Here is a 26,011-nt window from a genome sequence, read left to right as displayed (position 1 = left end):
TGTCACCATGACCACAGATTCGCAGCCTGAGCCGAGTCCAATCCAGGACGGCGACCGCATTCTCGAGGGCCCCGTCCTCAAGGCCCTCGCCCACCCCCTCCGTGTGCAGCTGCTTCAGGTCCTCTCTCAGTACGGACCCCAAACGGCGAGCAGCATCGGCAAGCGGGTGGGGGAGTCGAGCGGTGCGACGAGCTACCACCTCCGGCAACTGGCCCGGCACGGCCTTGTCCATGAAATCACGGACCGGGGTTCGGGACGCGAGCGGTGGTGGGAACGCACACGGGGAGCCCTGACCATCAACGCACCCACAAAGCAGGACCCCGCCGTCCGGGAAGCAGTCCGCCAGGTCAGCCGGACGTTCGAACGCGGACGCGCGGAACTGCTGGCCACCTTCATGGAGAGCGACCTGTCCGCCATGCCGCCGGAGTGGACTGAAGCGCCGATGATCAGCACCTTCAACGCCCACTTCACCGCGGATCAGCTGGAGGCGTTCACCCGGGACATGGAAACAGTCCTGCGCGAGAAGCTCGAGACCTACCGAAGCGATCCAAAGACACCCGGGGCCCGCCCCGTTCAACTGCATTTCAACGCGTTTCCACTCATCGATACACAGGAGCCGACATGAGTTCTGCCGCCCTCGGGTATTACCAACCCGCCCCCACCAGCGCCCACGCAGGTTTCACCTCCCGCGCCCTGATCCGTCTGGGCACTGCTTTCATCGCAGCCGGGTCCCGGCTCGCTGAGGAGGGTCCCGAAACTGTGCTCCTCAAACAGCATGCTGAGCGGCGAACCGATGCATCCGCCATCGCACACAGCGGACTCCACCTGCTGCTGTAAAACACTAGAGTAGCGCTATGAAAGCGCGTCCCTACAGTGCAGTTGATGTTTTCTCCCGCGACCCATATCTAGGCAATCCATTGGCGGTGGTACACGACGCCGACGGCTTGAGTGCGGAGGAGATGCAGCGGTTCGCCACCTGGACCAACCTCTCGGAAACAACATTCCTCCTGGCCCCCAGCAGTCCGGAAGCCGACTACCGGGTGAGGATCTTCTCCGCCAAGGAAGAACTGCCCTTCGCCGGCCATCCCACGCTGGGTTCAGCCAAAGCATGGCTGGACGCCGGCGGATCCCCCAAATCCGGCGGGACACTCCTGCAGGAATGCGCGGCAGGGCTCATTCCGGTCCGGGTCGAGGGGGACTTGCTGGCCTTCGAAGCACCGCTGCTGACACGCTATGAACCCGTTGGTGAACCGCTCATCCGCACGATAGCGGCGGTCCTGGGGATCCCGAGAGAGGACATCCTTGCTGCGTCATGGCTGGTCAACGGCCCGCAATGGATCGGTATCCGGCTTTCCTCGGCGCAGGAAGTCCTGAGCCTGGAACCTGATCCGGCCAAGGCCGGTGATCTGGAAATCGGCGTGGTGGGTCCACACGATTCCACCGAGGAAACCCAGTTTGAGGTGCGTGCCTTTGTCGGCGGGGACCCCGTCTGGGAAGACGCCGTGACCGGCAGTTTGAACGCGGGCCTGGCACGGTGGCTGATCGACACAAAGCTGGCGACGGCGCCCTACACCGCGTCGCAGGGAACAGCGCTCGGACGGCAGGGCCGGGTGCACGTCAGCCTTCGCGGCGGAGGCATTTGGATTGGCGGCCACGTCACGAGCTGCATCGAGGGAACGGTCCGCCTTTAGCGGCCCGGTGCGTCAGGCCGGCGTGGGCTCGAGCCGATTGATGAGGGCGATCAGCTGGCCGCGGAGAATCTGGTCCGAGAATCCGGCTGATTCCACCGGCAACTCACGCAGTTGATCAATACTCTCGACTACCGCCTGGCCTCGAGCTGTGATGCGGGTCCGTATCGAACGCGTGTCCAGCGTGTCGCGAACCCTGGAGACCAACCCCTTAACCTCGAGCTTTTCGAGGACTCTTCCCATGGTCTGAGCCTGGATATGGATCAGATCGGCCAGGCGCGTCTGGCTGATCGGGCCGCTGTTGGCAAGCGCCTCAAGCGTGGTCGCGCCGGCATGGGTGACGTCCAGGCCCGTCAAGCGTTGGCTCTGGTAGTGGTCGTTCAGACGTGCGGCCGTACTCAACAAGCGACTGCTCGTCCAATGTGCTGTATTCACGTACGTACTCTCTTCCTTTGACCACCATCCTCTGTTCCAAACCAGGAAGACCTGCGACCGGAACAGTAGCGGCAACCGGACAGGACCTGCCGCGAGGCCGGTGTCTGTCGGTGTACAAGCCAGCCTAGCGGGCCGGACGGGCTGGTTTTCGCCCGATAACCTGCCGGGGATAGGGTCGGTGGTGTGAACCACATCCTTCGTCCTGCGACCGCAGCCGATCTTCCCCAAGCGGCACGCACACTTGCCCTCGCCTTCGATCGCTACCCCTGGACCCGGTGGTCTATCCCGGCGGATCACTACGAGGCGCGTCTTGAGGAACTCCAGACCCTCTATTTGAAGCACGCCCTATGCCATGGACTCGTCTTAGTCGACGAGGAGGTGCGAGGGGTGGGGGCTTTCCTTCCGCCTGGTACTCCTGAGCCCGAAGGCGCTACGCAGGCGCGCATCGCGGAACTGCTGGGTGACCGGCTAAAGATCCTCATGGGACTGCAGCTTCCAAGTCTCCCCTCGGACGCCTGGAACCTGGCGACTCTCGGCGTGCATCCTGGCAGTGCAGGAAAAGGCCTTGGATCCGCCATCATCTCTGAAGGCCTTCGACAGATCCACGGCACTGGTTCCGTGGGTCTGGAGACCTCCGACGAGCGAAACGTACAACTATATGAACGCCACGGATTCACCATCACTGCGACGACGCGTATTCCAGGTGGCCCCGCCGTCTACTCCATGCGCCGCGATCTCCCCACAAAGGAAGAAAGATAGGGCACTAGACGCGGGCCAAACGGGTCGCCCTTAGTGTCGTCCTCTATATCGCCCTAGAGGCGCCGGGCCTTGACCGAGATCACCGGGGCATTGGCCTCGAGCAGGATCTGCTGCGCAGCGCTGCCGAGCAGGAACTTGCCCACCGGGCTGCGGTGCTTGACGCCGATCACCACAGCGGAGGCGTCGACCTCTTCAGCGGCGTCGAGGAGATCGCCCACGGCGTCGTGATTGCGGGGATCCGGCAAACGATAGGTGACCGGCACGCCGTTGAGTTCGGCGCCTTCGGGGTCAAGCTGGGTGCCTTCCAGATTGAAAACCACCAGGTCTTCCTGGCGGCGCCGGGCTTCTTCGATGGAGGCCGTAAGCGCAGCCTCGCCCTCGGGAGTGCTGGTGCGGGCAACGATGACGGTCATGAAATCTCCAAGGTGGGTGGGGGTGAAGAGGAACGATGGAAAGTTCATCCTGCGGGCGATTTTGTTCTTCAGGTTCTCCCGCAGTGAGGAGAAAAAGCAAAACAGGTGCAGTTTGTTAAGAGCGGCAGCCGAGCCGATCCCGCCAATATGATGCGGATCACCTAGGCTCTTTGGGTGGTTAATACACCGTTGAGTACTGACCAGCTTTGATGTCCCTTCTCCCCCCACTAAGGACAGTTGATTTTGTGAGTTCTTCACCAGATCGATCCGGGTCCGGCCCACGCCGCAAACACCCGATCTTTTTGGCCGCCTATGGCATCGTGGCTGTCGCCACGATCGGTTTGGCCAGCTTCTTTTCCATCCAGTCCGCTTCCGGCGGTTCGGACATCCGCGCAAATCTCACCCTGATTGCTCCGGCAGGCGCCGGCGGGGGCTGGGATACCTTCATGCGCGAGCAGCAACAGGCCATGCGCGCCAACGGTTTGGTGAATAACACCCAGGTGGTCAATATCCCCGGGGCTGCCGGCACCATTGGCCTCGGCAAGCTCTCCACCATGTCCGGGCAGGCAAACAACCTCATGGTCACGGGCGCCGGGCTGGTTGCCGGAGTAGCGCAGCTGGACTCGGCCGTGACGCACGACGACGTGCGGCCCATCGCCCGTCTGGTGGAGGAGTACGACGTCGTTGTGGTCCCGGCCAGTTCCCCCTACAAGACGCTCGACGACCTGGTGCAGGCCTGGAAGGCTGATCCGGCGGCGATTGCCTGGACCGGCGGTGGCACCTTTGACCAGCTGGTCATGACCGAGCTTGCCCTCGCGGCCGGAGTGGATCCCTCCGACACCACGTACATTCCCAAATCCGGCGGAGGAGAAGCGGCTCAGGCCCTCATCACGGATACGGCCAAAGCTGCCACATCCGGGTACAAGGATGTTGAAGACCAGGTTAAGTCGGGGCGCCTGCGCGCCCTGGGGTTGGCTGCCCCGCAGCGGCTCGACGGCGTCGACATCCCCACTTTGACCGAGCAGGGCTACGAAGTGGATTTGGCCAATTGGCGGGCACTTGTGGCACCTCCGGGGATCACGGATGAGGAATTCGCGGAGCTGAGGACCCTGATCGAGGAAACCATCGCGACGCCCGAGTGGCAGGACGCCGTGGAACGCAACAAATGGGCCGATGTGTACCTCACCGGGGATGAGTTCGATGAGTTCATGACCTCGGAGCAGCAGCGCATTGGTGAACTAGTGAAGGAGATCGGCTGATGAGCACTTCAGAGCCCTCGTCCGCAGGTACGGCGGTGCATCCGATCGAACACACCGGCAACGCGGATGGGCAGCCTCCCGTCCGCACCTCCTGGTGGGACGGCCGCAGCGGGCTGCTCCTCTCGCTCGTTATGGTGGCCTTCAGCACGTATCTCCTGATCGGAATCCTCACCATGGACGTGGGCGAGGGCACGGACTTTCCCGGTCCGAAGTTCTTCCCCGGAATCCTGATGGTCGCCGGTTACGTCCTGGCTGCCCTGCTGGCACTGCACTACGTGCGTTCCCCGGAGCACCCCACGGAGACGTCCTCCCGGCGTTACCGCACCTTCACTGACTGGTCAGCAGTCCTCTGGGCTGCAGGAGGCTTCCTGCTCTTCGCCCTGACCTTGGAAACACTGGGCTGGATCATTGCCGGTGCCCTGCTGTTCTGGTTTGTGGCGAAGGGCTTCGGCAGCCGCCGGCCCATCTTCGACATCTCACTTGCCCTGCTGATGAGCAGCGCAGTTTATCTGGCATTCTCAATCGGTCTGGGACTCAGCCTCCCGTCCGGCATCCTTGGAGGAGGTTTCTAGCATGGATTCACTCAATCTGTTGATGGAGGGCTTCTCCTCGGCCCTGACGCCGATGAACATGCTGTGGGTGCTCGTCGGCTGCCTGTTGGGCACCGCCGTCGGCGTGCTGCCGGGACTGGGTTCCTCGATGGCGGTGGCTTTGCTGCTGCCCGTCACGTTTGCCCTCGATCCCACTGCCGCCTTCATCATGTTCGCCGGCGTTTATTTCGGCGGCATGTTCGGTGACTCCACCATGGCGATCCTCATGAACACCCCGGGCCAGGCTTCGGCCATCGCGTCCACGTTCGAGGGGCACAAAATGGCCAAGGACGGCAGGGCCCCGCAGGCCCTGGCCACCGCTGCCATCGGCGCGTTTATCGGCGGCATGGTGGCCTCCGTTCTCGTCGTGTTCCTCGCTCCCGCCCTGGCTGATTTCTCGGCCAATTTCGGTCCGGCTGAGTTCTTTGCGCTGGCCCTGTTCGCTTTTGTTGCCACGTCCTCCGTGGTCTCGGACTCCGCGGTAAAGGGCCTCGCGGCCCTCGTGATCGGTCTGGGTATCGCCACAGTGGGCATCGACCCGTTCTCGGGCGCCGAACGTTTCAGTTTCGGTGCGCCCCAGATGTTCGACGGCATTTCCCTGATTACCGTGACCGTGGCGATCCTGGCGCTGGGCGAAGTCTTCCATATCGCCTCCCGGATACGCCGGGATCCGGCCGGCAAGCAAATCAGCTCCGCAGGCCGTCCCTTCCTCTCCCGCGCGGAGCTCAAAGAGGCAGCTCCGGCCTGGGCCCGGGGTACCGCCATCGGCTTGCCTTTCGGCGTCATCCCGGCCGGCGGGTCCGAGATTCCGACGTTCATCTCCTACGACGTGGAACGGCGCATTGACCGCCGCCGCAAGAACCCGAAGTTCGGCAAGGGCGCGATCCGTGGCCTGGCAGCTCCCGAAGCCGCCGGCAACGCCACCACCGGCACCGCCATGGGAGCGCTGCTGGCCCTGGGCCTGCCGGTCTCGGCCACGGCCGCGATCATGCTCGCCGCGTTCCAGCAGTACGGCCTGCAGCCGGGCCCCCTGCTGTTCGACCGGTCCCCCGACCTGGTCTGGGCCCTGCTGGCGAGCTTCTTCATCGCGATGGTGGTGCTGCTCATCATCAACCTGCCCTTCGCGGGGCTTTGGGCGAAGCTGCTCCTCATCCCGGCCCCTTACCTGTACGCCGGGATTACCGTCTTCTGCGGGCTGGGCGTCTACGCCACCTCCGGAGCGGTCTTCGATCTGCTGATGCTGCTTGGGCTCGGCCTGGTTGGCTTCATCATGCGCCGCCACGGGATGCCCCTGGCCCCGTTGATGATTGGTGTGGTGTTGGGTCCGTTGGCGGAAACGAGCATGCGCGACGCGCTGCTGTCCTCCAACGGTGACTACTCCGTATTCGTGACCGGGCCGATCCCGCTGGTGCTCTACGGGCTGCTGTTCCTCGTGCTGGCGGCCACTGTGCGGTCCAAAGTTGTGAACCGGACCCGCAAGGACGTCTAGGTCCAACGCGCAGACAACAGCGAAGGGCCTCGCCGATCTGACCAGTTCAGATCAGCGGGGCCCTTCGCGGCGTCCAGGCTCAGGCCGCGGCCGAAGACCGGCGCGAACGGTGAGCACGGCGAGCGGAAGCAGGACCGCGGTGGCGAGAACGGAAAGCACCGGGAAGCTGCTGGCGGCCAGCAGCGGACCGGCGGCGAACGCCGCTACGGCTCCGCACAGGTTGGCGAGGGCATCGACGCCGCCCTGCGATGACGCGCGGGTCTCGGCTGAGACAACCCTGCTGAACAGGGCGGACCCGGCAAGGTTGATGAATGACCAGCCGACCCCCAGCAGGAACAGCGACACCATGATCCAGCCGGTGTCCGAAGGCCGGGAAGCGCCGATCGAGGCGGAGGCCAGAAAAATCAGCAGGCCTGCTCCGATACTGGGCCGGTGTCCGTAGCGGTCAACGATGAATCCCACCAGGGGCGCCAGCGCGTACATGCCGGCGATGTGGAGGCTGATGGTGATGCCGATGATCGAGATTGATCCGCCCTGATGGGCGATATGCACCGGGGTCATCGTCATGATCGACACCATCACCACCTGGGCGGACAGGATCGCGATCATGGCGAAGCGGGCCGGCGGGTTGGTGCGCAGTTCGGCGAGGATGCGGTGGACGGGGGCCCGCTTCTTTCCGCCGGGTTCCATGGGGGAGAGCGCAGGGGTGGAGGCGGTGGTGGCCTGCAGGATCAGCAGCGGGTCGGGCCTGAGCCGGAGGAAGACGACGACGCCGGCCAGGCCCAGACAAACAGCGGCAACAAGGAACGCCCCGGCGAAAACGCTGAGACCGGTGGCGCGGTGCAGGATCTCGCCCGGAACCCCCAGATTAGGGCCGAGCACGGAACCGATGGTGCCCACCCACACCACCAGGGCCAGCGACCGGCCCTTGTGATGCGGTTCGGCCAGGTCGGTCGCGGCAAACCGGGCTTGAAGGCTGACGGCGGACCCGGCACCGATCAGCAGCAGGCCGATAAACAACGGCACCACGAGGCTCCACTGGGCAGCCGCCACCAGGATCGCCGCACCCGCGGCGGCGGTCCACCACCCGGAGGCCAGCGCGACCCGGCGTCCACGGCGTGCGGCCAGATTCCCCAGCGGCAGGCCGAGCAGCGCCGCTCCAAGCGTGCTAGCCGTGCGCGCCAAACCGGCCCACGCTTCATTCTGGGTGACTTCCCCGGCCAGCAGCACGCCAATCGAGGGTGCGACGCCAACACCGACGGTGCCGATGATCTGCATGATGACGAGCACGCGCATGGTGCGCCGCTGCACCAGCGCCAGCGGCTCCGGTGCCGCAGCGGGAAGCGGGTCCCGGGCGGGCTGTTGCGGGTCTGGCACTGGAGTCCTTCGTTGCGTGGGTACGGGCGGGGCCAAGCGCTCGGCCGCCGGCGGGGAGGCCAAGCCACGCCTACTGTATCCCGCAGGGGCCAGACTAGAATCGCGGAATGTCGTCGAACCCAAGTCCCCGCGTCGTGGTGCTCAACGGTGGCTCAAGCTCAGGAAAGTCATCGATCACGCGCACTCTGCAGGAATCCCTTCCGGGAACCTGGCTGACCTTCGGCGTGGACGCTTTCATCGATGCGCTTCCCGGCCGCGGCGACAGTCCAAGGGCGGGAATCGTCTACCGGCCTGCCGGAACCATCAGCGTCAGCCCTGGCTACCGGGCCTTGGAAGACATCTGGTACGCCGCGCTGGCCGGGATGGCGATGTCCGGGGCGCACCTCATCCTCGATGAGGTTCTTCTTGCCGGGGGCACCGGGCAGGAACATCTGGGCAAGATGTTCCACGATCTGCCCGTTGTGTGGGTCGGTGTGCGCTGCGAGCCCGAGGTGGCCGCGGCACGCGAGTCACAACGCACCGATCGGGTGCCGGGGATGGCACGGCAGCAGGCGCTGAGCGTGCACGGCGGCATGAGATACGACGTCGAGGTCGACACCACGCACCGCTCCGCCGAAGACTGCGCCCTCGACATCACACGCTGGATCGCAGCCTGGGGAAGGTCCCAACCGGATCAAGTGTGAGATCGGCTGGCAGGAAATTTACCTTCCGGACGGCTCGGGGCCCACCACCAGGCAGGTGCTTGAGGCGGTGGCGAGGACCCGGCCGGCGGCGTCGCGCAGGTCGGCTTCGACAAACGCAGCGTTGCGCCCGGCCTTGGTCACCCACCCGTGGGCTGTGACGGTGCCCGTGTCTGCCGTGGCGGGCCGCAGGAAGGACACCTTGAGTTCGAGGCTGGTGTAGCCGACGCCGGCCGGCAACGTCGAGTGCACTGCGCAGCCGCAGACCGAATCGAGAACAGTGGCGAAAAAACCGCCGTGGATGGAGCCGATCGGGTTGTAATGCGATTCGTCGGGCTCCGCTGTCATCACCACGTCGCCCTCACTCACACTGACGAGGCGAAGTCCCACGTGGCTGCTGATCGGCGGTCCGGGAACCTCTCCGGCGGCCATGGCCTGCAGATGCTCAAGGCCGGTCCGTCCGAAGACGCGCGCGGTATTCCGTTCCGCCGGTGCGTATTCGAGGGTCTTGGAACGCATTTCAGAATCGGGCATGGTGCCTCCGTCAGTGACTGGTCTGTGAGGGGACATAGGTTTCCGAGCCCGCAAAACTGCCCCCTGTTCCGCGGAAAGAGCATCAACTGCATCGAGTAGTATTGCGCAGAATTAGCCGCAAACCTAAGGAATTGAACGCAAGTGCGGCAGCAAGGGGTTTGGGGGAGGCGACCGTATCCAGGCGACCATGGTGTTCGAGAGCCTCGGGTAGGCAGCGGGAGACGCTGCTCCGGCCGCGTCAACAATCGCGCAACGGCCGGAGAGCAGCCAACAACTCGGAAACGGGGCCCAGATCGACGGCGCCGCTGCCGGCTGCGCGTTCGCCTCCTGCCGGCAGCAGGTTGGCATAGGTCCGTTGGGCAGCGGCCCGATCGCCGCTTTCAATGGCAGCCAGTCCGATGAGGGACCACAACACTTCACACAACAGGTCCCGAGGCGGTTCCGGAACTCTACCGAGCGCCGCACGGGCCTCCACCGGCCGGCCTCCGCGTGCCAGCAGCAGCGGCCGCACCCACGGTTCGTAGGGACCGAAGTCCCCGTCCGGCAGTGCGGTGCCGTTCCGAACAGCAATGGTCAATCCCGCCAGGGCGGGCAGGCCGGTCCTGAACCCGGGCATCTCGTCTCCACCCGGCGGAAGAGGGCCCTGCAGGAAGGTCCAGCGGAACCAGCCGGTGAAGGCCATTGCCAGCGCCCGGTCGAAGCGGACAGCAAGAGCATCGATCTGATCCGCCTCCCGGGAGGCAGCACCAAGGTCATCGAGCGCACACAGTGCCTGCATCCGGATCAGCCGGCCCTGGATCTCGAAGGTGGGCAGCTCCGCGTCCACGGCCAGCGCGATGATCTCGGTGCCAAGAACTTCCCGGACGCTGGCCAGCCCGGCCGCCGCGAAGGTCTGCTGGTACCGGGCGCTGAGCGCAAAACACAGCAGCGCCGGATCGTTCAACTTCCGGGCAATCCGCTCGGCCTCGGCAGCCTCCGCCATCCTGCCCGCAGTGCCCCGGGACTCCATGGCAATAGTGGCCAGCAACCGCGCCAGCACCCGGTCCGATGTCTGGGGCGGCAGAACCTCCAGCGTCCGGACCGCAGCCGCCACGACCGCCGCCGATTGAACCGGATCATCCGAACGGGTCCAGCTCCCCGGCACCTCAAACCCGCCAATGACCCGGGCCGCCAGTTCCGGATCACCGAACTGCTCCGCCGCAGTTATGGCCGCCAGCCGCTGCTCGGCCGCCAGTTGCACCGATCCGGACACGGCCAGCACCGGAAGCAGCTGCGCCACCCCCTCCAGCTGCGCCCGCTCGCCGGTTCGCCCGGCGGCGGCGGCGGTCCGCGCAAGGAGGGAGGCGCCGTCGTCGGGCGTGAAGTCCAGCGTTGGATCGTGGCGCAGGATCCGCTGTTCGAGCCCGGCCAGCCGGGTGCCGGGATCGAGGCCCAGATGGTGCCGCAGGGTGGAACGGGCGCGGGACAGCAGAGCGAGCGCGTCGGCCTGGCGGGCGCAGCGGTAGAGGGCCAGGGCCAGCAGCCGCCAGCCTTCCTCCCGCCACGGGTGCTCGCCGATATGGGCATCGAGCAGCGTCAGGACATCCTGCGGGCGGCCGAGGTCCAGCCGGGCTGAAGCCAGCTGCTCAACCGTTGCCGCCCGGAGTCCCGCCAGCCGCGCCCGTTCGGCCGTGGCCCAGAGGCGGGTGCTGAATTCCTCGAACGGACTGCCGTGCCACTCATCCAGTGCCGCGGTCAGGGCGCGCTCACGGGCTTCCAGCCCCATCCCGGCCGCGCGCTGGAGACGATGTTCAACCCGCCAGAGGTCGACGCCGTCGTCCGGGAGCCGAAGCGCATAGCCGCCGCCGGCGGTCAGCAGAACCTCCGGGGGAGTGCGGGGCGGGCGGTCCGGTTCGAGGATGCGGCGCAGTTCGCCGATGAAGGTGCGGACGGCGCCCACCGCCCCTGCCGGGGTGTCCTCCCACAGGTCATCGATCAGCCTCTGCGTGGACACCGTCCCGCCGCGGGCAGCAACCAGGATGCCCAGGATCTCGCGGTGCCGTCCCTTGGACAGGCGAAGCGGGGTGCCCGCGTGCTCGGCGTCAACAGGGCCAAGAACACGGATCCGCAGGTTATTCACCTGCTGATTCTAGTGCGCGGGCACTGCGCTGATCGGGCGCTGATCCGGGCGTGGAATCGTCAGGTGAAGCCGCGCCGGAAGGCCCGACGCCGGCAACGGCCGCTTTCCACGCGGCGGGATAGGAAACACCATGGATTTGCAGCTCGCAGAAAAAACCGCGTTCATCAGCGGTTCCACACAGGGAATCGGCTACGCCGTGGCCCGGATGCTGGCCCGCGAGGGCGTCGCCGTAACGCTTCATGGCCGGGACGCCGCGAAGCTCGCCACCGCCGTCGAGACGCTGCGGGGTGAGGTGCCCGGAGCATCGGTGGACGGCATCGCCGCAGACTTCGCCGTGCCGGAGCAGATGGAGCGGCTGTGCGCGGAACTGGCCGACGTCGACATCCTGATCAACAATGCCGGTCTGTTTGAGCTGAAGCCGTTTGCGGAGATTTCCGCGGACGAGTGGCGCCGGTACTTTGAGGTGAATACCCTCAGCGGGGCGCTGCTCGCCCAACGAATGCTGCCGGCCATGCTGGCACGGGGCTGGGGCCGGATCGTCTTTATCAGCAGTGAATCCGGCGTCAACGTGCCTGCGGACATGATCCACTACGGCGCGTCCAAGGCCGCCATGATGGCCGTGGGCAACGGTCTGGCGAAGCTCACCCGCGGCACCGGCGTCACCGTGAACTCCGTGCTGGGCGGACCCACGTATTCCGACGGCGTCGCCGCCACTGTGGAGGGCATCGCCGCCGCCACCGGGCAGTCCGTTGTAGACATGAAGCAGGCGATCATCGGGACCAACCAGACGTCGCTGCTGGAGCGCTTTATTGAACCCGACGAGATCGCCGCAATGGTGACCTTCCTAGTCAGTCCCCGGGCATCCGCAACGAACGGAGCCGCGGTGCGCGTGGACGGCGGCGTGCTGACCAGCGTGGTCTAGCAGGACATGCACTACGGTGGACTTATTCAGCGAGGGGGGCGCCGCATGGCCTGCGAGGGTTGCACAACAGGTACACAACTGGGGTTTGATTTCAGCATGGCCTTCCAGCCGATTTACGACGCCGCCGCCGGCCGTGTGTGGGGCTACGAGGCGCTGGTTCGCGGAAAGTCGGGCGAGGGTGCCTTCGAGGTCCTGTCCAAGGTATCGCCGGAGCAGAAGTACCGTTTCGACCAGGACTGCCGCGTCAAGGCCATCGAGCTGGCATCGCGGCTGTTCCCCGCCGGCGAGGACCTGATGCTCTCCATTAACTTCATGCCGAAGGCGGTCTACGAACCGGCCGCCTGCCTCCGGGCGACGCTGCTGGCGGCCAAGCGCACCAGCTTTCCAACCTCGTCCATCATGTTCGAGTTCACGGAGAACGAGGAAGTTGCCGACCCCGCGCACCTGACGAACATCATCACCGAGTACCGCAAGCATGGGTTCACCACCGCCGTCGACGATTTTGGTGCCGGGCACGCGGGGCTGGGCCTTCTGGTCGATTTCCAGCCCGACCTGATCAAGATCGACATGAAGCTCATCCGCGGCATCGACACCAGCCCGGCCCGCCAGGCCGTCGTGGCGGGAATCGTCGGGATCGCCAGCGAACTCGACATCACGCTGCTGGCCGAAGGCATTGAAACCGAGGAAGAGTTCCTGGTGCTCAAGGAAGCCGGCATCCGGTTGTTCCAGGGATATTGGTTTGCGATGCCGGCCTTTGAGGAGCTCCCGCCAGTGCGTTTCGGCTCAGTTCCCGACGCCGCGGCACGAGTGTAGTTAGCCGTCTCAGCCCGGATCCGGGGCGGCATCGGTATCAGGCGGTGGCCCCCGGACCGGGGTCGGCTGCGGCGACCCGGGCGGCGAGGCCGGAGATCGAGTTCTGAAACGCGTCGGGGCCAAGCACGGTGAATGGAGCGTCGAAGCGCAGGGCCCAGGACATCAGCCCGGCCCAGGACCAGGAACCGACACGGACGCGGCAGGCAGCATCGGATACCTGCTCCAGTTCGCCGTCGCCCAGCCACGGTGCAATCTCCACGGCAGGGAGTTCGATCAGGAGTTCCCCGTAGCAGGGCCAGACATTGCCGCCGTCGGACCCCTTCAACCGCGCGGAGAGGAACGTGCCCGCGTCGCCGGTCGGGATCGGCCGCCGGGTGAACGGCCCGCCGGGCGGAAATTTCGGCGTCATCCTGTCCAGCCGGTAGAGGCGCCAGCCGGCCTTGTCCAGATCCCAGGCGATCAGGTACCAGCGGCCATGGCGAGCGACGACGGCGTGCGGTTCCGCGCGCCGGGCCGGACCGGTCGGCTCCTCGCCGTAATCGAACCTGACTATCCGCTGGTCCCGGGTGGCGGTACTGAGGGCTTCAAGGACTGTGGGGTCCACCCGTGCGGACGCGCCTGAGTCGGTGAACCTGATGCCGTCGATGCGGTGCCGCAACCGCGAGGGCATCACCTGGCGAACCGTGGTCAGCGCGCGGGCCGCGGCGTCGTCCAGGTCGACGCCGGTGGACGGGACGCTTTGCAGTGCGACGGCGATGGCCACCGCCTGCTCGTCGTCGAAAAGCAGGGGCGGCAGCTCCGAGCCTGCAGCCAGCCGGTAGCCGCCGTCCGGCCCCTTGGCCGCAGTGATGGAATAGCCGAGTTCGCGGAGCCGGTCGACGTCGCGCCGCACGGTCCGTGGGGTCACGGCCAGGCGCTCCGCGAGGACCTGTCCCGGCCAGTCCCGGCGGGACTGCAGCAGCGACAGCAGGGCGAGCATGCGCGATGAGGTTCCTGGCATGGATCGAGTATCTCCGAAAAAGAGGACATAACCTGTCCGCTACTGGGTTCAGGCTGTTTTCAGGACACAAATCGTGTTCATCGTCGAGTCAAAGGACAGATCCCATGGGTATCGCCACCACCACCCACCTCAACTTCCGCGGCACCGCCGGCCAGGCACTGGAGTTTTACCAGTCGGTCTTTGGCGGCAGCCTCAGCATGGCCACCTACGGCGACTTTGGGATGCCGAAGGAAGCCCCGGGTGCTGACAAGATCGTGTTCGGCCAGGTCGAGACCGCGGACGGCTTCCGTCTCATGGCCTATGACATTCCCGGCCGGGACAACGCCGACATCACCGAGACCGCCGGTGCCACCCGCCGCGAAAACGGGGTTACGGTCACCGACCGCACCTTCTTCCAGTCCCTCCGCGGCGAAACCCTCGAGGAAGTCGCCAAGATCTGGAACAGCCTGGCTGACGGTGCGGAGATCATCGAGCCTCTCGCCGCGTCCGCATGGAGCCCCGGCTTCGGCATGCTCACCGACCGCTTTGGCGTGACGTGGGTGATCGACGTCGAACCTTCCGAACGCTGATCCCCTGGGCCAAAGGCCACCCAGCGTGAATGCGGGTCAGGAGGCCGGGTTTGGCGGGCGTACCATCGACGCCCCCGGGCTCCGGACCTAGCCTTTTAACAGGGTCCGCCGGACACCGAGGCAGCCTTCGTTGGGCTTAGTCACTAAGGGGAGCACCACTATGTGCACAGGTATCAGATACTCGGACGGCAGCGGCAACCTCTATCTCGCACGCAACCTCGACTGGACCTCTGACTTTGGGGAGCGGGTGGTGGTGACGCCCACCGGATATACGACTAAATCGCCGTTCGGTGCGGTGCCGGCCATCCGGCATGCCGTCATCGGGATGGGCATCGTGCAGGAGGACACCCCGCTCTATTTCGACTGCGGCAACGACGCCGGCCTGGCCGTTGCCGGCCTCAACTTCCCGGGCTACGCGCAGTACGCGACGGAGGCGGTTGATGGAGCAACCAACGTTGCCGCCTTCGAGTTTCCGCTCTGGGTGGCCTCCCAGTTCGCCAGCGTTGACGAGGTTGAGGCGGCGCTCGCCGACGTCGTCATCGTCGACCGGCCGATCAATGATAAGTACCCCAGCTCTCTGCTGCACTGGATCATCGGCGACTCGAAACGTGCCATCGTGGTGGAGTACACCAGCGACGGTTTGCACGTTTTTGATGACGACGTCGACGTCCTCGCCAACCAGCCCGGCTTCGGCTGGCACCACGAAAACCTGCGCAACTACCTCAACGCATCACCCGATTTCCCGGAGAAAATTGTGCTCAACCGGGCGGATCTGGTGCCGTTTGGCTCCGGGTCACTGATGCGGGGGATCCCCGGTGACTACTACTCGCCGTCGCGGTTTGTGCGGGCGGCCTACGTCCACGCGCACTATCCCGGCAAGAGCACCGAGGAAGAGAACGTCAGCCGCGCCTTCCATACCCTGCAGCAGGTTGCCATGGTGGACGGCAGCGCGGCCATGGGCTCGGGCGAGTTTGAGAAGACCACCTACACCGGGCTCTTTTCCTCCCGGACCATGACCTATTACTGGAACACCTACGAGGACCCCGCTGTCCGCAGCGTGGCGATGGCCGACCATGCGGCCGACGGAACGGAGCTTGTGGTCGTCTAGCCCCTCGCCGGACTGTCAGCTGAAGTCCGCCTTGCGGATCAGCCCGTGCACACCCACGGTCCGGTCCACTACCTGTGAGACGGCGAAATCGGCGGCCGCGGAGAGGTAGGCGTAGGCGACGGCCCGGTCCATGCCTTTCTCCTGCTCCAGGAAGTCCAGGGCGTTGACGACGGCGCGGCGCATGGCCACGTTCAGGTCACTGCTGACTCCTCCGCCGCCCAGGCCGTCGGGATCAGACAGGCCGATGGGAATCCAGGCCTCCGCCGTTTCCCCGAACGGATACCGGTGTGCCAGTTCCGGGGCGTCACCGGCACCGGGTTTGCAGACGGTTAGCCGGAAGGTGCCGCGCAGGGACCCCTCCATCGCGGTCAGGGCCACCTCGCCGTCGCCCATTCCCATGTGCGGATCACCCACATAGAAGAGTGCGCCGTCGGCCTTCACCGGCAGGTAGAAGGTGGACCCCGGACCCAAGTGGCGGATGTCGATGTTGCCGCCGCCGAGGGTGGGCGGCACCGAGTTGGCCTCCGGATCGGTCAGTCCGCTGCTTTCGGCGAAGGCCACGCCCATCATGCCCATGAACGGACGCAGTGGAAAGCGCACCTTCATATCTCCGCTGGTCATCACGCCCTTGCCGTCCTCGACCGCGGTGAAGACTGAGACATTGTGATAATCCGTGGGGATGCCGGAGGCGCGGTTGTCCAGGGCTGCCGGCGGCATGACTTCCTCCAGCGTGATGCCGTCCGGTGCGGCCGGGCCCTTCTGCACGGCCAGGGAACCCTTGCCGTGCCGGCTGGACACGACGCCGTACGGAACCCGGGGTACTGCGGCGAGGGTCTCGATTTTCAGCACGTCGCCGGGTTCCGCCCCTTCCACCGCGACGGGGCCGGTCACCACGTGCGGTCCGTCGGTATCAAAGTTGCGCGGGGTGCGGTTGTAGTCCGCAGCGATGTCGACGGCGTCCTGCAGCACCCCGTCCCCGTCCACCCCGTGGCTGCCGAAGAAGGAGAGCGGATCCCGTCCCTGGTCTTCCAGGATTCCCTCATGCGAGAGGGCATCAATGGTGATGGTCTGGCCTGACTTCATCCGGGCAACCGGCGTTGCATGCACTGTGGGAACGTAGCCCCACAGCACATCCTCAGGTGTGGAGGCGAGGTAATGGTCGCCGGGCATGTCTCCGGTGTGCGGCTGCAGGACCTGCCCTGGCTGAGGGCCCGGGCCGGCCGTGCCCGCAGTGGAAGGCCCCGCCGTCGAACCAGCGGTGGACCCCGCCCGGGCCGGGCCTGTGCATCCGGTGGTGACAGCCAGGGCGCCAAGACCGGCCGCGGCTCCGAGGAAACCCCTGCGGCCCAGCCCTTTGGTCAGCACTTCGGCGGCCTCACGGCCAATCAGCATTCTGTTCATGGTGTCCTCCTGTAGCTTGTGCCATCAAGCTAGCCAGCCGGAGTTTCAGCGCTGTTTCAGGCGGATGAACGGAAGACTTAGCACTGCCGGGGACGTTCCCCTAGGATGTGCCAATGGCCATAACTCCCGACACCAAGAACTGGACCTGGGTCCTGGAACGTCCCTGCCCGGAGTGCGGCTTCGACGCCGCTGCAACGGATTTCCGCGATGTGCCGGTCTTGCTTCGCCGCAGCGGCGAGGACTGGCGGGGCGTTCTCGCCGCACCGGCCGCGGACCAGCGGCCCGACGACGGCACCTGGTCGCCCTTGGAATATGGCGCCCATGTCCGGGACCTGTGCCGGGTCTACCGGATGCGCCTGAATCTGATGCTCGAGGATGACGGCGCCGGGTTCGCGGACTGGGATCAGGACGCAACCGCCGTTGCCGAGCGGTACGCGGAACAGGACCCGGCGGTGGTGGCCGATGAGCTAACCGCGGAGGCGGAGCAGACAGCGGCAGCCTTTGCCGCCGTCGAACCCGTCCAGCTGGGCCAGCGCGGCCTTCGTTCGGACGGCAGCGGTTTCACCGTGGATTCACTGGCCCGCTATTTCCTTCACGACGCGCTGCATCATCTCTGGGATGTCCGGCCCCGGAGCTGACGGCTCAGGAAGCCTTCGGGCGGACAACCAGGACCGGGGCCGGTGCATGGTTGACGACGTGCGTTGTTACCGACCCGACGTGGAGTCCGATGAACCCGCCATGGCCCCGGGAGCCCACCACCACAAGATCCGCGTCAGCGGCGGCATCCAGGATGGCAGCCGCAGCTGAATGGGTGTGAACAACCTGTCCGGTGGCGTGAACGCCCTTCTCCTCGAGGGACCTCAGCGCCTTGGCCTGGATTGCCGAGGCATCCTCTTGCGGAGAATCGGCAACGGCGATTCCACCCACCGCCGTTTCCATTACCGCCGGGTACCAGGACATGGGCTGTTTGGTCCACGCGGTGATCAGATGGAGCTGCCCGCTGCGCTGCCGGGCCTCCTCCACGGCCCAGTCCAGTGCTGCTTGAGAATCCCTTGATCCGTCAAAACCAACCACGACGGTGAACGAGCTGCTGTTGCTCATTTTTCTGCCTTTCCCCGGTTCACTGAACTCTAACGTCGACGGGCACCGCCGCGGCAGGGTCCGCGGTGCCACAAGTGGCCGGGACACCCGTTTCCTGCCGGCACCAACGGTTGCCGCTGCCGTCACAGAGTGAACCGGCCTGTCACTCCGCGCTAGTCTGCCTCCGTGGGTCAAAACAACCTGGGCCTTTTGAACTCCCCCCACCAAAACGGCCCGCGCCTTTTGAACGGATGAGTGCGCAAAAAATGATTGACCGCAAAGAAAGGCAGCACGTGCAGCAAAAACCCTCCGGTGTCGGTCCGGCTCCGGAACAGGAAACTGACCGGGACGGAGAAACGGGTTCATCCGGCAAGGCACCCGGGGATAACGCACCGTTTCTGCCGCCGGAAGGATGGACCCGCTCCGCGAACCGCAGCACCAGCCGCTTTGCCTTTGAAATGAGCAACACCACCCGGTATTACATCAATGACGGCCGGGGCACGGGGTACTTTGCGCCGGGGTGGAACGCGGAAAGGCTGGCCCGCAAAACCGGGATATTCCGTCACATTGCGCTGGTTCTGGCAGCGCTGATCGTTGCGGGAAGTGCCTTCTGGATTCAGCACGCCTATGACACGCAGGATGACTACGCCTGGCTCGAGGCCAAGGGGGTGGCCACCACGGCAGTCGTTGGCGATGTAACCGTTGAGCATGAAACCGACCGGTACCACTACCGCAACAGCAGTTCCGGCTGGGATTACATCACCACCACGACGGCGAAGATCAGCTACCCCGCCCAGGGCGGCGAGGCCGAGGGAACCATTAAGGAGACCCGGACGCAGAAGAAGTCATTCCCCGATCCGGAATGGAGCAGCGGAGAATCGGTGCGGCTGTACGTGGATCCGCAGGATGCAGCGCACTTTGTGCTTTTTGACGAGACCCGCGAGCGGGACCTTTCCGGGGGAACTCCGCTGGAGGTGAAGATCGCCCTCGTTGTTACCGCCGTTCTGCTGATCCTTCCCCTCTTTCTCTACCTCGCGGGACGACGAAACGTCAGGGAAGCCCGCAGGCTCTGATCCGCCCGGACGCGTCCTCGTCCTCGGTCGTGGGCCTGCCGCTGCCGGCGTGACGCGTAGGCTGGAGAGATGCGAAACGAAACTCTCTGGGAAGCAAAAAAGCGGCAGAATCCCGGCCATTCCGCCTGGTACATCTCGCGGTTCCAGCAGATGCGCGAGGAGGGGGCCGACCTGCACGGTGAGGCCCGCCTGATCGACGCACTGGTGCCGCGCGGGGCGCGCATCCTCGACGCGGGCTGTGGTCCCGGACGCGTGGGCGGCGAGCTCGCCGCCCACGGACACGACGTCGTCGGGGTCGACGTCGATCCTGAACTGATCGAGGCGGCAAAGCAGGACTTCCCGGAGGTGCAGTGGTTTGTCGGCGACCTGGCGGAACTGGATCTGCCCGCCGAAGGCATTGCAGACCCGTTTGACGTTATTGTCTGCGCAGGGAACGTGATGACGTTTGTCGCCCCCGGAACCCAGCGGGAAGTGCTGGCCCGGATGCGGAACCACCTGGCTGACGACGGCCGTCTGGTCACCGGGTTCGGGGCGGGCCGCGGCTACGATTTCGGCCAGTTCCTGGAAGACGCCTCCGTGGCGGGTCTCAAGAACCAGCAGAAGTTCTCCACTTGGGACCTGCGTCCGTTCGCTCCTGATTCCGACTTCCTGGTGGCCGTTTTCGGCCGGGCCTAGCCCACGCTAAACAGTTCTGCTGATCCCGGACGGGACCGGCTGTGCGGGCGTCTGGAAGTCCACGCGTCTCGCCGCGCACTGGGAACACCTGACGTACAGGATGAATCCGCGGGACACCCGGTGGCTGGACTCCGTCATCCAGGAGTGCTCATGGTCGGGGTTTCGGGACCGGCGGAAATTCTGGGTTGAGACTGGGGTGTCAGGCATGGACTCCAGCATGATGTAATGCCCTTATGCATCTCAACCCTTACGGCGAATACGCCGTGCTGCTGGCGGCGTCGCTGGCCAACGACTGGCCGGACTCCAGGGCGGGGATTGTGGAGCGTACCCGGGAGTTCGGGATGACGATGGAGTTCCCCGTATGCCCGGACGATCATTCGCGGACCCGCGGGGTGATCGAGGACTGGCTGGCGGTGGTCCACGCGCCTGAGCCGGGCAAGCGGGCAGCACTGCTCAATACCCACATGGCGGGGGCGGCGGCGTATCCCCGGCTCACTGACCACGACGGTGAAGGCTGGCACCTGCACTACCGTGATGATGACCAGGCGCTGCCGGCGGTGCTGCGGGCCGTGATCAGTGTGGGCACTTCCCTGCATCTGGTCACCCGCGGCATGCACCGGCTCGGGGTATGCGCGGCCGAGCCCTGCCGGAACGTGATTGTCGACGTCACCCGCAACGGGCGGCAGCAGTACTGTTCCGTGCGCTGCGCCAACCGGGCGGCCGTCCGGCGGCACCGGTCCCGGGGTGCTGCCGGCTGATTCTTCCTCCAGGCATCGAGTCTTGCGGCCCGGCGCCCCGATGCTCGAAAAACCCTGTCTAAACGGGCGGGATCCTGCCACGCTTAATCAACCGGACAATGTCCGCAGGCAGTGTGCTGTTGCCCCTGTCCGGGTCCTGGCGACCAAGGGAGAGCACCCGATCATGGCCGAGAAAACCGAGCACCTGACCGTCAAGGAGCGGGCGGCAGCCGGCAAGGCGTGCCGGGAGACAACTCCAGTTTCCAGCCACGCGGGGTGGACGCCGGCGCCCGACAGACCTGACCCGGTTGCCCTGCTGGAGGAACAGGACCTCACCAGGGAGGCGGATCTCGTGCCGGTGCGGCACAGCCGCATGCTTGCTTCCCCCTTCACTTTCTTTCGGGGCGCGGCCAAGATTATGGCCGCCGATCTGAAGGACACCCCGCGGGCCGGTCTGCGCGTGCAGTTATGCGGAGACGCCCACCTCTCCAACTTCGGCCTTTTCGCCTCGCCGGAGCGGAACCTGCTGTTTGGCCTGAACGATTTTGATGAAACCCTGCCGGGGCCCTTCGAGTACGACGTCGAGCGGTTGGCGGCAAGCTTTGTCATCGCGGCGCGCAACAACGAATTTACCGACAGCCAAGCCCGGGAGGCGGCCCTGGCTGCGGTGACGGCCTACCGCGAAGCGATGGCCGAGTTCGCGCAGCTGAGCACGCTGGAGATTTGGTATGCGCGGCTGTCCGAAGACATGCTGCAACGCATGTTGTCGGGGGAGGGGGCCCGCAAGGGCAAGGGTTCCAAGCAGTCCCGCCGGGTGGAAAAAACGGTGCAAAAGACCGCGGCCAAGGCCCGTACCCGGGACAGCCTGCAGGCACTCTCCAAACTGGGGGAACGGGTGGACGGGCAGTACCGGATTGTCAGCCAACCACCCCTTGTGATCCCCCTGCGGGAGCTGGAAGACAGATACGGCATGTCCGGGGATGAGGTTCAGCAGGCTCTGCACGAACAGCTCCGGTCCTACCGGTCATCGCTGCAGGCGGACCGGCGAACCCTGCTGGAGCGGTACGAAATCATCGATGCCGCCCGCAAGGTTGTGGGAGTGGGCAGTGTGGGCACCCGGGCCTTCATAGTGTTGCTGCAGGGCCGCGACCAGCAGGACCCCCTGTTCCTTCAGGTCAAGGAAGCCACGAGATCAGTCCTGGAGGACCACCTGCCCAAGAGCAGGTTCAGGCAGCCCGGCGAGCGGGTGGTCCAGGGCCAGCGGATGCTGCAGGCCGCCAGCGACATCTTCCTGGGCTGGACCAAGGGCGTGCAGGACAACAGGTTTCTGTACTGGCGGCAGCTGCGGGACATGAAGGGCTCTGCCGTGGTGGAGGCGATGCGCCCGGCCGGGATGGAGTTTTATGCCCGGGCCTGCGGCTGGACCCTGGCCCGGGACCACGCCCGGTCAGGTGACCCGATCGCGATCACCGCGTACCTCGGGAAAAGCGACAAATTCGATGCATCCATCACCGACTTTGCCCAGCGGTATGCCGATCAGAATGACAGGGACTACCAGGCGTTCGCCGCCGCAGTCGGTTCGGGCCGCCTCGAAGCCACCGAGGAGACATAACCACCGAGGAGACATAACGGCGCGGATCGGTGCCTGCTGATTGAACGGCAACGGGCAGCCAGACGCCGGGCCATCCCGCTTGGGTGGCCCGGCGTGTGGTTTAGCAGCGTTTACTTCTTGTCGTCATCCTTGTTGCCGTCGACGGCGTCTTTCGCCTTGTCCTTGAGCTGGTCAACCTTTTCCGGGTTGTCCTTCGCGGCGTCCTTTGCCTTGTCTGCCATACCGCCCAGATCTGCCATGTGCTTCTGCCTTCCATCTTTGCGGCCTCCGGCACAATGCCATCGGCCCCGGTTTTGGTACACCCATCCTCCGTCACCTCCAGCGTTTTGTGACCCCTCCTGCGGCCACCTTTTTCATGACACGGGCAGGGACCCCGGGAATAGAACGCGGATTCTGCTTCTTTTAGTGCTCATGAAAGCAATCGTGTACTCCGCCGCTGGCGATTCCTCCGTCCTCACTCTCGTCGACCGCGATGTCGCCGCACCCGGTCCCGGTGAAGTGCGGGTCCGCGTTCTCGCCTCCGGGGTGAACCCCACCGACTGGAAGGCCCGCGCCGGTGGCGTGCCCTTCCCCGAAGTGGTGCCGAACCAGGACGGTGCCGGGGTTGTCGACGCCGTCGGTGACGGCGTCACGCAGCCGCGGGTGGGAGATCGGGTGTGGGTGTACCTCGCCGCACACGGCCGTCCCACCGGAACCGCCCAGGAGTTCGCGGTTCTGCCGGCCGACCGGGTGGTGCCGCTGCCTGAAAGTATTGGTTTCGACGTCGCTGCCAGCCTTGGCGTGCCCGCAATGACCGCACACCGGGCCCTGACCGTCCACGAGTTTGGGCCGTCCCGGCTTGCTCCGGACGCCCTCAACGGACGCATGGTCCTGGTGCAGGGCGGAGCCGGCGCCGTCGGGCACGCCGCCATCCAACTCGCCGTCTGGGCGGGCGCCACAGTCATAGCCACGGTCAGCAGCGATGCCAAGGCCGAGCTCGCCCGTGCCGCCGGCGCGCACCACATCGTCCGCTATCCCGACGACGCGGAAGCTGACCGCATCCGCGAAATCGCTCCGGACGGCGTCGACCACATCGTTGAGGTGTCCCCGGCGCAGAACGCGGCCCTCGACGTCGAGGTAATCGCCAACCACGGCAGCGTCGCCTACTACGCCAACAACAACGGCGACGAATTCACCGTGCCGGTCATCCCCAGCTTCGCGAAGAACGTCCGCTGGCAGGGCGTTCTCGTCTACACCGTGGGCTCGCAGGCGCACCAGGCAGCCGCTGAGGACATCACCGCCGCACTGCGCGACGGCGCCCTGCCGGTGGGGGAATCGGCCGGGCTTCCCCTCACCTGGTTCCCGCTGGAGGACACTGCTGCCGCACACGACGCCGTGGAGAACGGCACCACGGGCAAGGTGCTGATCCGCGTGGCGGACGAGACCGCCTGATTGTTCTGGAACGATGGCTGACATGAAGTCAGCCCCGGTTCCATTGCGCGGCGCCGAAGGATCCATCAGCGATCCCTCGGTGCCGCCTTCTCGCTCGGGAACGTGGCCGCCGTCGTCGTCCTGGCCGTGGGCGGTGTTGTGATGGCCGCCGTCTACGCGGGGATGCTGAGGCTGCTCCGGGCCACCGAACTCAGCCAGCTCACCGGCTCGCTCCTTGCCCAGTTCCGCCGCAGCCGTGGAACAAAAACCTCCAACTAGGTTGCCTTACCAACTAGATGGGTTCATCATCTAGTCATGGAAATTTCGCAGTGGCCGTCCGAGTGGCTGAGGGGTGTCCTTGCCGCAGCGGTCCTGTCCATCGTCAGCGAGGAAGAAACCTATGGTTACTTCATCGGGCAGCGGCTGGCAGAAGGCGGGCTGGGAGTGGTCAAGGGAGGCACTCTCTACCCGCTGCTGGCCCGCCTTGAGCAGGACGGGGACCTCACGGCGGCATGGCGCGACGGCGACGGCGGTCCGGGCCGGAAATACTACGCAATCACGCCTGCAGGACAGGAACGGCTTCATTCCCTGCGGGCGGATTGGGGAATCTTTTCCGCTAACGCGACGTCGATCATTTCTGGAAAGAAGGCAGGCAATGGCTGAGCAGCCCCATGCGGAATACTTCGAAGACCTGCGCGACGCACTCGAATTCCGGGGTGTTCCCGACGAGGCGGTCACGCAAATAGTCCGTGAAGTTGAAAGCCATGTGACGGAGTCGGGGGAGGACCCCGCTGTCGCGTTCGGCCAGCCCGGCGAGTATGCAGACAATTTCGCGCCGCGGTCACGGCTGGCCCGGTTTTGGGCACTGGTCATTTCATCCGTGGTTCTGGCCGGCGGAGGGGCGTATGTCCTGATTTCGGGTGTCTTTGGCCTGCTCTCACCTTCCGCCACCCTTTGGGGCCTGCCTCCCTGGTTCCGGATCGTTCTGGGGGCAGCCGGGATCGCAGCGTTCTTTGCGCTTCTGCTCGTGGCGGGCGCGCGCTCAAAACGCAGCGCGTCGTCGTGGCGGATTCCCGCGGGCGAGGGCTGATGGTCCTCTTGCTGGATTAGCCCTGCCTGAGCGGGTTCACCAGCCGCCGCGCGTGGGCGTGTGTCCCTTGCGGGCGTCGTCGGGCATCGCCATTTCAGCCCGCAGGCCCAGAAGCCGGATGGGGCGGCCGGGTTCGATCGCGCCGGACAGATCCAGGGCCCGCGCGAAGACATCCTCCCGGTCGAACGTCTCCGGAATCTTCCGGGCGTGCGTCTTGGTGGTGAATGGCGAATACCGGACCTTGAGCGTCAGCCCGATCACCGGCCGGCCCTCGGCTTCCACGTCCTTCAGCACCTGCGCCGCCAACTCCCGCACGGCACTGTGCACCTGATCCGGCTCGGTGAGGTTTTGCTGGAAGGTGGTTTCGCGGCTGTGCCCGCGCGCAACCCAGGGGGTGTCATCCACGGTGCTGGTGCCGTCGCCACGGCCGAGCTGTGCGTACCAGGGCCCCATCTTGGGTCCGAACTCGGGAACCAGCGTCGAGGGATCCGACGCAGCGAGTTCCTCGACGGTGGTGATGCCGAGCTTGGCCAGCCGGCCGGAGATTTTGTTGCCGACGCCCCACAGGTCCTTAGTCGGCCGCTCTCCCATCACCTCGAGCCAGTTTTCGGTGGTCAGGCGAAAAACGCCGGCCGGTTTGCCGAAATCGGTGGCGTTCTTGGCCCGGATCAGGGTGTCGCCGATGCCCACGCTGCAGTGCAGCTGGGTCTGCTCCAGGACATCCGCCTGGATCTGGCGGGCGTAGGTTTCCGGATCCTCGGTCTCGGCTCCCACGAAGGCTTCGTCCCACCCCAGAACCTGCACGACGGCGCCGGGCTGGCTGCGCAGCGCAGCCATCACCGCGTCCGACGCCGCGAGGTAGGCTTCAGCGTCGACTGGGAGGATCACGGCGTCGGGCACTTTCCGGGCCGCGATCCGCAGCGGCATGCCGGACCCGACCCCGAAGGCCCGCGCTTCATAGGAAGCGGTGGAGACGACGGCCCGTTCCGTGGGGTCTCCGCGGCCGCCGACAATGACCGGCTTGCCTGCAAGTTCCGGGCGCCGGAGCACCTCGACCGCCGCAATGAACTGGTCGAGGTCAACGTGCAGCACCCAGGGGTTTACGTCCACGGGACCAGTGTGCCGCAAACGCCGCGGCCGCGCACCGGATTTTCCCTGGCAGCGAGGATTTCCGGAGG

The 26,011-nt window shown here is 65.7% G+C and carries 31 protein-coding genes; 21 read left to right on the top strand and 10 right to left on the bottom strand.

Annotated features, from left to right (window positions below):
• The first annotated feature begins 7 nt into the window (after positions 1-7).
• From AAE021_RS14470 to AAE021_RS14460, 3 genes are read left to right on the top strand one after another with little or no spacing between them, the layout of a single operon-like run.
• Entirely contained in the window at positions 8-625 is a 618-nt protein-coding gene (locus tag AAE021_RS14470; protein ID WP_342023021.1) for an ArsR/SmtB family transcription factor, read from the top strand.
• Entirely contained in the window at positions 622-837 is a 216-nt protein-coding gene (locus AAE021_RS14465; RefSeq protein ID WP_342023020.1) for a hypothetical protein, read from the top strand. Before AAE021_RS14470 ends, AAE021_RS14465 begins: the two co-directional genes overlap by 4 nt.
• A gap of 17 nt (positions 838-854) precedes the next feature.
• Positions 855-1,691, top strand: a complete 837-nt coding sequence (locus AAE021_RS14460) for a PhzF family phenazine biosynthesis protein (protein WP_342023019.1) — start codon at positions 855-857, stop codon at positions 1,689-1,691.
• 12 nt (positions 1,692-1,703) lie between these two features.
• On the opposite strand, the gene AAE021_RS14455 is transcribed toward AAE021_RS14460, so the two are convergent.
• Positions 1,704-2,123 carry a MarR family winged helix-turn-helix transcriptional regulator gene (locus AAE021_RS14455; protein WP_342023018.1) on the bottom strand — a complete coding sequence of 140 codons (420 nt, stop codon included), beginning with the start codon at positions 2,121-2,123 and terminating at the stop codon, positions 1,704-1,706.
• A gap of 183 nt (positions 2,124-2,306) precedes the next feature.
• Between AAE021_RS14455 and AAE021_RS14450 the strand changes: the two genes are divergently transcribed.
• Positions 2,307-2,882 (top strand): GNAT family N-acetyltransferase, encoded by a 576-nt coding sequence (locus AAE021_RS14450; RefSeq protein ID WP_342023017.1) that lies wholly within the window; start codon positions 2,307-2,309, stop codon positions 2,880-2,882.
• A 53-nt stretch (positions 2,883-2,935) separates the two neighbouring features.
• Here the strand turns inward: AAE021_RS14450 and AAE021_RS14445 are convergent, their stop codons facing one another.
• A complete protein-coding gene (locus tag AAE021_RS14445; RefSeq protein WP_342025427.1) occupies positions 2,936-3,295 on the bottom strand; it encodes a universal stress protein in 360 nt (119 codons plus the stop codon).
• A gap of 302 nt (positions 3,296-3,597) precedes the next feature.
• Between AAE021_RS14445 and AAE021_RS14440 the strand changes: the two genes are divergently transcribed.
• The 3 genes from AAE021_RS14440 to AAE021_RS14430 are packed head-to-tail and all read left to right on the top strand — an operon-like array spanning position 3,598 to position 6,633.
• Positions 3,598-4,554 carry a Bug family tripartite tricarboxylate transporter substrate binding protein gene (locus AAE021_RS14440; protein ID WP_342025426.1) on the top strand — a complete coding sequence of 319 codons (957 nt, stop codon included), beginning with the start codon at positions 3,598-3,600 and terminating at the stop codon, positions 4,552-4,554.
• Complete coding sequence (locus AAE021_RS14435; protein ID WP_342023016.1) at positions 4,554-5,126, top strand: tripartite tricarboxylate transporter TctB family protein; 573 nt, start codon at positions 4,554-4,556, stop codon at positions 5,124-5,126. Before AAE021_RS14440 ends, AAE021_RS14435 begins: the two co-directional genes overlap by 1 nt.
• 1 nt (position 5,127) lies before the next feature.
• Complete coding sequence (locus AAE021_RS14430) at positions 5,128-6,633, top strand: tripartite tricarboxylate transporter permease (protein ID WP_342023015.1); 1,506 nt, start codon at positions 5,128-5,130, stop codon at positions 6,631-6,633.
• Positions 6,634-6,684: 51 nt separating this feature from the next.
• On the opposite strand, the gene AAE021_RS14425 is transcribed toward AAE021_RS14430, so the two are convergent.
• A complete protein-coding gene (locus AAE021_RS14425) occupies positions 6,685-8,010 on the bottom strand; it encodes an MFS transporter (RefSeq protein WP_342023014.1) in 1,326 nt (441 codons plus the stop codon).
• A gap of 107 nt (positions 8,011-8,117) precedes the next feature.
• On the opposite strand from AAE021_RS14425, the gene AAE021_RS14420 reads away from it, so the two are divergent.
• A complete protein-coding gene (locus tag AAE021_RS14420; RefSeq protein ID WP_342023013.1) occupies positions 8,118-8,693 on the top strand; it encodes a chloramphenicol phosphotransferase CPT family protein in 576 nt (191 codons plus the stop codon).
• 18 nt (positions 8,694-8,711) lie between these two features.
• Here the strand turns inward: AAE021_RS14420 and AAE021_RS14415 are convergent, their stop codons facing one another.
• Both AAE021_RS14415 and AAE021_RS14410 read right to left on the bottom strand, forming a co-directional pair.
• The gene (locus AAE021_RS14415) at positions 8,712-9,224 is read right to left on the bottom strand and encodes a PaaI family thioesterase (RefSeq protein ID WP_342023012.1); all 513 of its coding nucleotides are present in this window, start codon (positions 9,222-9,224) and stop codon (positions 8,712-8,714) included.
• A 238-nt stretch (positions 9,225-9,462) separates the two neighbouring features.
• The gene (locus AAE021_RS14410) at positions 9,463-11,343 is read right to left on the bottom strand and encodes an AfsR/SARP family transcriptional regulator (RefSeq protein ID WP_342023011.1); all 1,881 of its coding nucleotides are present in this window, start codon (positions 11,341-11,343) and stop codon (positions 9,463-9,465) included.
• 130 nt (positions 11,344-11,473) lie between these two features.
• Here AAE021_RS14410 and AAE021_RS14405 point away from each other — a divergent pair, with 130 nt between their 5' ends.
• Together AAE021_RS14405 and AAE021_RS14400 are read left to right on the top strand one after the other, a co-directional pair.
• Positions 11,474-12,265, top strand: a complete 792-nt coding sequence (locus AAE021_RS14405) for an SDR family oxidoreductase (RefSeq protein ID WP_342023010.1) — start codon at positions 11,474-11,476, stop codon at positions 12,263-12,265.
• A 96-nt stretch (positions 12,266-12,361) separates the two neighbouring features.
• Positions 12,362-13,078, top strand: coding sequence for an EAL domain-containing protein (locus tag AAE021_RS14400; protein WP_342023009.1), 717 nt, complete (start codon positions 12,362-12,364; stop codon positions 13,076-13,078).
• 37 nt (positions 13,079-13,115) lie between these two features.
• On the opposite strand, the gene AAE021_RS14395 is transcribed toward AAE021_RS14400, so the two are convergent.
• Positions 13,116-14,078: a helix-turn-helix transcriptional regulator gene (locus AAE021_RS14395; RefSeq protein WP_342023008.1), complete on the bottom strand. Its 963-nt coding sequence runs from the start codon at positions 14,076-14,078 to the stop codon at positions 13,116-13,118.
• Between the two features lie 104 nt (positions 14,079-14,182).
• Between AAE021_RS14395 and AAE021_RS14390 the strand changes: the two genes are divergently transcribed.
• A complete protein-coding gene (locus AAE021_RS14390) occupies positions 14,183-14,647 on the top strand; it encodes a VOC family protein (RefSeq protein WP_342023007.1) in 465 nt (154 codons plus the stop codon).
• Between the two features lie 160 nt (positions 14,648-14,807).
• The gene (gene bsh / locus AAE021_RS14385) at positions 14,808-15,755 is read left to right on the top strand and encodes a choloylglycine hydrolase (RefSeq protein ID WP_342023006.1); all 948 of its coding nucleotides are present in this window, start codon (positions 14,808-14,810) and stop codon (positions 15,753-15,755) included.
• Positions 15,756-15,770: 15 nt separating this feature from the next.
• Here bsh and AAE021_RS14380 read toward each other — a convergent pair whose 3' ends face one another.
• Entirely contained in the window at positions 15,771-17,156 is a 1,386-nt protein-coding gene (locus AAE021_RS14380) for an acetamidase/formamidase family protein (RefSeq protein WP_342023005.1), read from the bottom strand.
• A gap of 113 nt (positions 17,157-17,269) precedes the next feature.
• Here AAE021_RS14380 and AAE021_RS14375 point away from each other — a divergent pair, with 113 nt between their 5' ends.
• Positions 17,270-17,794 carry a DinB family protein gene (locus AAE021_RS14375; RefSeq protein ID WP_342023004.1) on the top strand — a complete coding sequence of 175 codons (525 nt, stop codon included), beginning with the start codon at positions 17,270-17,272 and terminating at the stop codon, positions 17,792-17,794.
• A gap of 4 nt (positions 17,795-17,798) precedes the next feature.
• Here the strand turns inward: AAE021_RS14375 and AAE021_RS14370 are convergent, their stop codons facing one another.
• Positions 17,799-18,257 (bottom strand): universal stress protein, encoded by a 459-nt coding sequence (locus tag AAE021_RS14370; protein WP_342023003.1) that lies wholly within the window; start codon positions 18,255-18,257, stop codon positions 17,799-17,801.
• Between the two features lie 272 nt (positions 18,258-18,529).
• On the opposite strand from AAE021_RS14370, the gene AAE021_RS14365 reads away from it, so the two are divergent.
• The 4 genes from AAE021_RS14365 to AAE021_RS14350 all read left to right on the top strand — a co-directional run bounded on the left by AAE021_RS14365 (position 18,530) and on the right by AAE021_RS14350 (position 22,333).
• Complete coding sequence (locus tag AAE021_RS14365) at positions 18,530-19,309, top strand: DUF3592 domain-containing protein (protein WP_342023002.1); 780 nt, start codon at positions 18,530-18,532, stop codon at positions 19,307-19,309.
• A 69-nt stretch (positions 19,310-19,378) separates the two neighbouring features.
• A complete protein-coding gene (locus tag AAE021_RS14360; RefSeq protein WP_342023001.1) occupies positions 19,379-19,984 on the top strand; it encodes a class I SAM-dependent methyltransferase in 606 nt (201 codons plus the stop codon).
• A gap of 233 nt (positions 19,985-20,217) precedes the next feature.
• The gene (locus AAE021_RS14355; RefSeq protein WP_342023000.1) at positions 20,218-20,742 is read left to right on the top strand and encodes a CGNR zinc finger domain-containing protein; all 525 of its coding nucleotides are present in this window, start codon (positions 20,218-20,220) and stop codon (positions 20,740-20,742) included.
• Between the two features lie 163 nt (positions 20,743-20,905).
• Positions 20,906-22,333 (top strand): DUF2252 domain-containing protein, encoded by a 1,428-nt coding sequence (locus tag AAE021_RS14350; protein ID WP_342022999.1) that lies wholly within the window; start codon positions 20,906-20,908, stop codon positions 22,331-22,333.
• Positions 22,334-22,443: 110 nt separating this feature from the next.
• Here the strand turns inward: AAE021_RS14350 and AAE021_RS14345 are convergent, their stop codons facing one another.
• Positions 22,444-22,572: a hypothetical protein gene (locus AAE021_RS14345; RefSeq protein WP_342022998.1), complete on the bottom strand. Its 129-nt coding sequence runs from the start codon at positions 22,570-22,572 to the stop codon at positions 22,444-22,446.
• A 172-nt stretch (positions 22,573-22,744) separates the two neighbouring features.
• On the opposite strand from AAE021_RS14345, the gene AAE021_RS14340 reads away from it, so the two are divergent.
• The 4 genes from AAE021_RS14340 to AAE021_RS14325 all read left to right on the top strand — a co-directional run bounded on the left by AAE021_RS14340 (position 22,745) and on the right by AAE021_RS14325 (position 24,833).
• A complete protein-coding gene (locus AAE021_RS14340) occupies positions 22,745-23,764 on the top strand; it encodes an NADPH:quinone reductase (protein WP_342022997.1) in 1,020 nt (339 codons plus the stop codon).
• Between the two features lie 102 nt (positions 23,765-23,866).
• Positions 23,867-24,022 carry a hypothetical protein gene (locus AAE021_RS14335; protein WP_342022996.1) on the top strand — a complete coding sequence of 52 codons (156 nt, stop codon included), beginning with the start codon at positions 23,867-23,869 and terminating at the stop codon, positions 24,020-24,022.
• 36 nt (positions 24,023-24,058) lie between these two features.
• Entirely contained in the window at positions 24,059-24,406 is a 348-nt protein-coding gene (locus AAE021_RS14330; RefSeq protein WP_342022995.1) for a PadR family transcriptional regulator, read from the top strand.
• Positions 24,399-24,833 carry a hypothetical protein gene (locus tag AAE021_RS14325; protein WP_342022994.1) on the top strand — a complete coding sequence of 145 codons (435 nt, stop codon included), beginning with the start codon at positions 24,399-24,401 and terminating at the stop codon, positions 24,831-24,833. The genes AAE021_RS14330 and AAE021_RS14325 overlap by 8 nt, the downstream gene beginning before the upstream one ends.
• A gap of 36 nt (positions 24,834-24,869) precedes the next feature.
• Here AAE021_RS14325 and AAE021_RS14320 read toward each other — a convergent pair whose 3' ends face one another.
• A complete protein-coding gene (locus AAE021_RS14320) occupies positions 24,870-25,925 on the bottom strand; it encodes a DNA polymerase IV (RefSeq protein ID WP_342025425.1) in 1,056 nt (351 codons plus the stop codon).
• Positions 25,926-26,011: the final 86 nt, after the last annotated feature.

Origin of the sequence: Arthrobacter citreus, assembly GCF_038405225.1 — a bacterium.
Taxonomy (GTDB): domain Bacteria; phylum Actinomycetota; class Actinomycetes; order Actinomycetales; family Micrococcaceae; genus Arthrobacter_B; species Arthrobacter_B citreus_A.
This window is presented reverse-complemented; position numbering and strand designations above follow the sequence as displayed.

Coding starts and splice junctions, on each gene's coding strand:
- AAE021_RS14460 (WP_342023019.1), top strand. CDS start 855: ATGAAAGCGCGTCCCTACAGTGCAGTTGATGTTTTCTCCCGCGACCCA.
- AAE021_RS14435 (WP_342023016.1), top strand. CDS start 4,554: ATGAGCACTTCAGAGCCCTCGTCCGCAGGTACGGCGGTGCATCCGATC.
- AAE021_RS14330 (WP_342022995.1), top strand. CDS start 24,059: ATGGAAATTTCGCAGTGGCCGTCCGAGTGGCTGAGGGGTGTCCTTGCC.
- AAE021_RS14420 (WP_342023013.1), top strand. CDS start 8,118: ATGTCGTCGAACCCAAGTCCCCGCGTCGTGGTGCTCAACGGTGGCTCA.
- AAE021_RS14360 (WP_342023001.1), top strand. CDS start 19,379: ATGCGAAACGAAACTCTCTGGGAAGCAAAAAAGCGGCAGAATCCCGGC.
- AAE021_RS14380 (WP_342023005.1), bottom strand. CDS start 17,156: ATGAACAGAATGCTGATTGGCCGTGAGGCCGCCGAAGTGCTGACCAAA.
- AAE021_RS14325 (WP_342022994.1), top strand. CDS start 24,399: ATGGCTGAGCAGCCCCATGCGGAATACTTCGAAGACCTGCGCGACGCA.
- AAE021_RS14470 (WP_342023021.1), top strand. CDS start 8: ATGACCACAGATTCGCAGCCTGAGCCGAGTCCAATCCAGGACGGCGAC.
- AAE021_RS14395 (WP_342023008.1), bottom strand. CDS start 14,078: ATGCCAGGAACCTCATCGCGCATGCTCGCCCTGCTGTCGCTGCTGCAG.
- AAE021_RS14415 (WP_342023012.1), bottom strand. CDS start 9,224: ATGCCCGATTCTGAAATGCGTTCCAAGACCCTCGAATACGCACCGGCG.
- AAE021_RS14465 (WP_342023020.1), top strand. CDS start 622: ATGAGTTCTGCCGCCCTCGGGTATTACCAACCCGCCCCCACCAGCGCC.
- AAE021_RS14355 (WP_342023000.1), top strand. CDS start 20,218: ATGCATCTCAACCCTTACGGCGAATACGCCGTGCTGCTGGCGGCGTCG.
- AAE021_RS14405 (WP_342023010.1), top strand. CDS start 11,474: ATGGATTTGCAGCTCGCAGAAAAAACCGCGTTCATCAGCGGTTCCACA.
- AAE021_RS14430 (WP_342023015.1), top strand. CDS start 5,128: ATGGATTCACTCAATCTGTTGATGGAGGGCTTCTCCTCGGCCCTGACG.
- AAE021_RS14350 (WP_342022999.1), top strand. CDS start 20,906: ATGGCCGAGAAAACCGAGCACCTGACCGTCAAGGAGCGGGCGGCAGCC.
- AAE021_RS14340 (WP_342022997.1), top strand. CDS start 22,745: ATGAAAGCAATCGTGTACTCCGCCGCTGGCGATTCCTCCGTCCTCACT.
- bsh (WP_342023006.1), top strand. CDS start 14,808: ATGTGCACAGGTATCAGATACTCGGACGGCAGCGGCAACCTCTATCTC.
- AAE021_RS14375 (WP_342023004.1), top strand. CDS start 17,270: ATGGCCATAACTCCCGACACCAAGAACTGGACCTGGGTCCTGGAACGT.
- AAE021_RS14345 (WP_342022998.1), bottom strand. CDS start 22,572: ATGGCAGATCTGGGCGGTATGGCAGACAAGGCAAAGGACGCCGCGAAG.
- AAE021_RS14370 (WP_342023003.1), bottom strand. CDS start 18,257: ATGAGCAACAGCAGCTCGTTCACCGTCGTGGTTGGTTTTGACGGATCA.
- AAE021_RS14390 (WP_342023007.1), top strand. CDS start 14,183: ATGGGTATCGCCACCACCACCCACCTCAACTTCCGCGGCACCGCCGGC.
- AAE021_RS14445 (WP_342025427.1), bottom strand. CDS start 3,295: ATGACCGTCATCGTTGCCCGCACCAGCACTCCCGAGGGCGAGGCTGCG.
- AAE021_RS14400 (WP_342023009.1), top strand. CDS start 12,362: ATGGCCTTCCAGCCGATTTACGACGCCGCCGCCGGCCGTGTGTGGGGC.